Origin of the sequence: Desulfatiglans sp. (assembly GCA_012513605.1) — a bacterium.
Classification (GTDB): Bacteria; Desulfobacterota; DSM-4660; order Desulfatiglandales; family HGW-15; genus JAAZBV01.
On record JAAZBV010000008.1, the window covers coordinates 1 to 5677 of the forward strand.

4 protein-coding genes and 1 pseudogene are annotated in these 5677 nt (G+C 43.2%); all 5 read left to right on the forward strand.

Annotated features, from left to right (window positions below):
- Positions 1-275 precede the first annotated feature (275 nt).
- A pseudogene (locus GX654_00775) lies at positions 276-817 on the forward strand (hypothetical protein).
- A 135-nt stretch (positions 818-952) separates the two neighbouring features.
- Positions 953-1828, forward strand: a complete 876-nt coding sequence (locus GX654_00780) for a hypothetical protein (protein ID NLD35384.1) — start codon at positions 953-955, stop codon at positions 1826-1828.
- A 54-nt stretch (positions 1829-1882) separates the two neighbouring features.
- Positions 1883-2518, forward strand: coding sequence for a hypothetical protein (locus GX654_00785; protein NLD35385.1), 636 nt, complete (start codon positions 1883-1885; stop codon positions 2516-2518).
- A 543-nt stretch (positions 2519-3061) separates the two neighbouring features.
- Entirely contained in the window at positions 3062-3586 is a 525-nt protein-coding gene (locus GX654_00790) for an NAD(P)H-dependent oxidoreductase subunit E (GenBank protein ID NLD35386.1), read from the forward strand.
- A 105-nt stretch (positions 3587-3691) separates the two neighbouring features.
- Positions 3692-5677, forward strand: a 1986-nt coding sequence (locus GX654_00795) for a hydrogenase (protein ID NLD35387.1), incomplete at its 3' end; no start/stop codon positions are given.

A 5677-nucleotide genomic window follows, 5' to 3' on the forward strand; every position in this document is an offset into this window, starting at 1 on the left:
GTAACCAGACTGAACTATTACTTGAACATGTAATACTACGCCATTGTTGCTATGAAAAACGAAAAGGAAGAATCAACTATTACAAACATTTAAACCATATTTGTCGCTTAGCTTGACGCCAATGCGCGAAGGCGGGAATCTATTTTATATTTCAGAACAGGGCAAATGGATGCCCCGATATATCGGGACATGACGTATTGAAAATATTTCTGCAGCTCCCAAAAATATTTACGCAATTTTTATTAAGAAAAAATATTTTGCTGATATAGATTAATATGCCTCAATCACTCAAACCCGCCTTTTAACGGTATATCGGTATTGACTACTCCGGTGCAGAGACAGCTGAATCAAGCTTGAAGGGGCTCAGGGTCTATCAGGCGGATAATACAAATTCGCCTGCTGAGGTGCATCCGCCAAAAGGGCGGTTCAAATACTGGACAAGGCGTGGTCTGTCTGAGTGGCTTATTACTATATTGTCCGAAGATATTCTTGTTCAGTGGCAAAATCCACTCATGCAGGTATTCTGTGGCTGCGTTACATAAGAAAATCTCTTTGCCATAAAATCCATTTCTGGCCCTTTGACGGCTGGGAGATCCCTGAAAACAGGTCCGCTGTTTTTGAGGTTTACCACTCAATGTGGAGCAAGGATTACCCAAAGGAGGGAAGAACACCGGACCAGCATGATGCCTTTGTTGCTGCCACATGGATGAAAAAGGTTGATAATAATGGCAGCTTAAAGAAGTTCCTGAAACCTGACCTGCTTACTGAAGAATTCCAGGTTGTCCTTGTTGAGGGATGGATTCTGGGTGTTATGTAGAAATCCAGGGTTTGATTTTTTTCTTCCTCTTCATTAATAGAAAGAGGTAGTATTGTTTTCTGATACCCCTCTTCTGATTGCTTGACAGTATATTTTTCTGGATGTAAATATAAGAGACCTATCAAGGAGAAAACTATGAAAAAATATTTTTTTGTCTGTTTTCTGATGTTTTTAACCTGGGGTTCCATAACAAACAATGTATGGGCAATTGATACAGGATGGATGCAGAGAGGCGTCCGAGTCTGGTATCTGGGTGGAGTTGGAAGCGGCACTTCATCAAATGCTGAGGAGGCCTATTTAATCAATACCATAGATGGCGGTAATGCCCAGGTAATACGTCACTCTGCATTAACCCACTGGACTGCACCAAATGCACCCGAGACCCAGACATATCCGGTTTCCAGTATGGGGCCGTTCTGGATACACCCGCAAAGGCTACAAACCCTTGCAATGGGTGATCACTGGATGGGGTGGGAAATCACTCTGATAACCCGATTAAACTACACATATGATATGCTCCCATATGCCTTTTTACCTGCCAAGGCCCTTTTTGACTTCAAGCCCCAGAGGGAAATAGTAAAAATCGTTTATATGCTTGCAGGCTACAGCACTGGCACTGCATATATCGATGCGGAGACAGGGCTTGTGCTTCAGTATTCAAAAATGAGCGGATATGTAACAGTGTTTTTTATACTGAGTGAGATTAACTATGATTTTGCTAAAAAGTTTGCCTTTGCAGAAGATACCGGACCGCATACAGGTTACAGATCCTTTGTAAGTGAATCCTCTTTTTCAGGTGGTCTTGTTGTTATTCAGTCTCTTGTTGAGACACGCTATGGTAAAACTGTTGAGATGCGAGTACTTGGCTCTGCTACAAAAAATTCAATGATACAGTGGGATGAAAACTACTGTTTTTTTGGTGATGTTCCTGTGCTCAGGCGAATGAATGCAACCCAGGCGCCTGATTACCCGCCTGAACAATGGAATGAAATAGGTCAGTTTTTATGGTGATGGATCCCGCAAAACAGATTAAATAATTTGACCATCAATATCTTTGATGTTTCAATGAACAGGACTAGCACTGCGCCATATACCTTTACCGCCACGGAGCAGAAGGCGGGGCTGTTTTTACCAAGTATAATATTCAATAATGATGGTTATATGACCGAGTTTTCTGCCAAAGACTCCACAATAGGTTTGGATATTAAGCTTGGGGAAATCTTTGAAAATTTTAACAGGGTGGATGGTTCGGATTATTATAAAAACACTATGGGTATTGCTGTGCCCGATCCGGACGGGGACAACGACGGCATGCCTGATGAGTGGGAAGTCACCTATTTTACAGATACCACAAGAGACGGAACCGGTGATTATGATGGTGATGGATTAACGGATATAAATGAATACCTGAATAACAGCTACCCGAATAACACTGATAGTGATGGTGATGGCATCACTGATGGAGATGAGGTAAACACATACAGGACTGATCCTGCCTCTGCTGACACTGATAATGATGGCATGCCTGATGGTTGGGAAATATTGTATAACCTTGATCCTCTTGACCCAACCGATGAATCAAATGATGCAGACAATGACGGCTTTAGCAACTATAAAGAATATAAGAAAGGGACAGATCCTAAAGACCCTGATTCTCATCCGGTAAGGCCAATGGTTTGGCTTCCTATATTGCTGGAATAGGTCATTGTCTATGAAATAAAAAGAAAACCCCAGTGTCAGGCTCAAGGTATGATTATTATAAAAATTACTTGATTTACTTATTTACCTGTGTCATTTAATGAAATAATTTTGGCAGATTGTTTTAGTAGATATGCCTTTCTCTCCTGTTAATTCTCCTCAACTCAAAAGGTATATTGTCAATCTGCTATTTCACCTTATAGATTTGTTGAATTTCGGTAGTTACTGTTTTTAGAATATATATCAAGATTACGCGGTAATCTCTGGTTTAGATATTGATTCTGTTTTGAATATATTGTCTATTGAATCATCTGTAATACTTTTATTGATTCAATATTTTCAATAATGCAGTGTTGACGCCAATCAATCCGCATTAATTTTAGCAGATCATAAATTTATACCAGAACAATATTATCCCGCAAAAAGGCCTCAGAACAGGTTTTAGAATGGTTCAGATGTGTAAGTGAGCCATTTATTGATATGACGTTATTTATTGTCAGCCTTGTAAGCAACATTTTAGAAATGACGAATCAATAAGGAGAGCCTATGCCTGTTACAGCCTGTAAAGAATGTGCCTGTGAAACATCCGAGGAACAATTAATTGAACAATTTATTGATATCTTAAAAGATTATCGGGTAGAACCGGGATCACTCATCCCGCTTCTTCAGACCGCCCAGAGGATGCTGGGCTACCTTCCTGTAAAGGTGCTTAAACAAATAGCCCTAAAACTGGATAAGCCCTACAGCGAAGTGGCAGGTGTTGTCACTTTTTACTCTTTTTTTAGAACTACTCCCAAGGGCAAAAACCTGATTCGTGTCTGCCTGGGTACCTCCTGTTATGTCCGTGGTGGAAAGGAGGTGCTGGAGGCCTGCAAAAAACAGTTGAATATAGATGTGGGTCAGACAACCGAAGACAGGCTTTTTTCACTTGATGTTGGCAGGTGTTTCGGAGCCTGTGGACTGGCCCCGGTTATGCTGGTGAATGATACTGTTCATCAAAGGGTAAAACCCTCCAAAATAGGTGAGATACTTTCGTATTATAAAGAAAAAGAAAAGGTCAGCGAAAAATAAATTTATTTGGGCAAGGAGTCTAAAGTGCAAAATAGTACATCATTCAAAATCAATAAACCTGAAGATATTTCTGCTATCAGAGAAACCATGTCTAAGCGAATGGAGATGCGTAACAGAAAAGGACCCAGAACAGCGCCTGATATAAAAGGTAATTTTGATTTGATGCTTTGTATGGGGACGAGCTGCATCTCATCCGGAGCAAAAGAATTCCTGGCAGAACTTAAGGTAGCCATAAATAAATATAAACTGGATGAGAAGGTTAAAATTACCTGTGGAAAATGTTCTGAATTTTCTCTCCCTGAACACAGGAACAGGGTTGAAGTATTAGAAACCGGGTGTAACGGGTTCTGTGCCTCAGGTCCAATTATGGCTGTCTACCCTGGTGGTTATTTTTATCAGAAATTAAAGCCGGAAGATGCTGAAACAATAGTGAAGGGGCATTTAGTTGATGGAAAACCGGTTGAATCTCTTATGTATAAAGATGTCAAGAATGGAAAGGCTATTCCCTATTTAATGGATATTCTTTTTTTTGCCAAACAGCATTTGCTGGTTTTACGCAATAAAGGTTTGATAGCAGCAGAGAGCATTGAGGAATATATCGGCACAGGAGGATACTCTGCCCTGTGCAAGGCGCTCACTAAAATGACCCCTGAAGAAATAATTAAAGAGGTAAAGGACTCCGGTCTTCGCGGCAGGGGTGGTGGAGGCTTCCCAACAGGTGTGAAATGGGAGTTGTGCAGAAAAGCACCCGGAGATAAAAAATACATAATTTGTAATGCTGATGAGGGTGACCCAGGGGCCTTCATGGACCGCAGTCTTCTGGAATCTGATCCCCATGCAGTTGTCGAGGGCATGATTTTGGGCGGGCTGGCAATTGGAGCTGATGAGGGCTATATATACTGCCGGGCCGAATACCCTCTTGCATTAAAACGAGTTGAAAAGGCAATAGTTGACTGCCGTTCAGCCGGATTACTTGGCAAAAATATTATTGGTGCCAACTTTTCCTTTGATATTCGCATATCACAGGGTTCAGGGGCCTTTGTTTGCGGTGAGGAAACAGCGCTTATGCACTCCATAGAGGGGAAAAGGGGTGAGCCGCGCCCCCGCCCGCCATTTCCTGCACAGGCCGGGTTATGGGGAAAGCCCACTGCATTAAATAATGTAGAAACATTTGGGGCCATACCCTACATAATAAGAGAAGGGGCAAAGGCATTCCGCTCTGTGGGCCTTGATACCTCTCCAGGCACCAAGATATTTGCATTAACCGGAAACCTTCAGAACATAGGCCTTATTGAGGTGCCCATTGGAACTACCCTTGGAGAGGTAATATATGATATCGGCGGAGGCATACCGGACGGAAGGGAATTCAAGGCTGCTCAGCTTGGTGGTCCATCTGGAGGCTGTATTCCCAGAAAGAATTTAAGTGTGGCCCTGGATTATGAATCCCTTAAGGATCTGGGCGCCATTATGGGTTCAGGCGGTCTGGTTGTAATGAATGACAACACCTGTATGGTGGATGTTGCCAGATTTTTTCTGGAATTTACCCAGGAGGAGTCATGCGGAAAGTGTGTCCCATGCCGTGTGGGCACAAAGCGCATGCTTGAAATACTTGAAAGAATATGCAGGGGGGAAGGGGTTGAGGGGGATGTTGAAAGGCTGATTTCTCTTGGGGAGCAGATTAAGGAGACCTCCCTTTGCGGCCTTGGTCAGACTGCCCCAAACCCGGTGCTTTCGACCATACGTCATTTCCGCCATGAATATGATGATCATATTCGGCTTAAACACTGCGAAGCGGGTGTGTGCGCCAAACTGGTCCGCGCCCCCTGTCAGAGCGGCTGCCCGGCCCATGTTGATGTCCCTGGGTTTGTCTCTCTTATCGGTGAAAAACGTTATGCCGAGGCCCTTAAACTCCACCGTGAACGTAACCCCTTTGCTGCGGTGTGCGCGCGTGTCTGCTTTCATACCTGTGAAGACAAGTGCCGACGCCAGACCCTTGACGCTGCTGTGGCAATCCGAGGGGTAAAAAGGTTTATGGTTGATCAGGAGATAACCATACAGGTCCCTGAGGTTGTTGAAAACGAGAAGAACGCA

What these genes read in the sequence shown, in the direction of transcription:
- GX654_00780 (NLD35384.1), top strand. Translation starts at nt 953, where the DNA reads ATGAAAAAATATTTTTTTGTCTGTTTTCTGATGTTTTTAACCTGGGGT.
- GX654_00790 (NLD35386.1), top strand. Translation starts at nt 3,062, where the DNA reads ATGCCTGTTACAGCCTGTAAAGAATGTGCCTGTGAAACATCCGAGGAA.
- GX654_00785 (NLD35385.1), top strand. Translation starts at nt 1,883, where the DNA reads ATGAACAGGACTAGCACTGCGCCATATACCTTTACCGCCACGGAGCAG.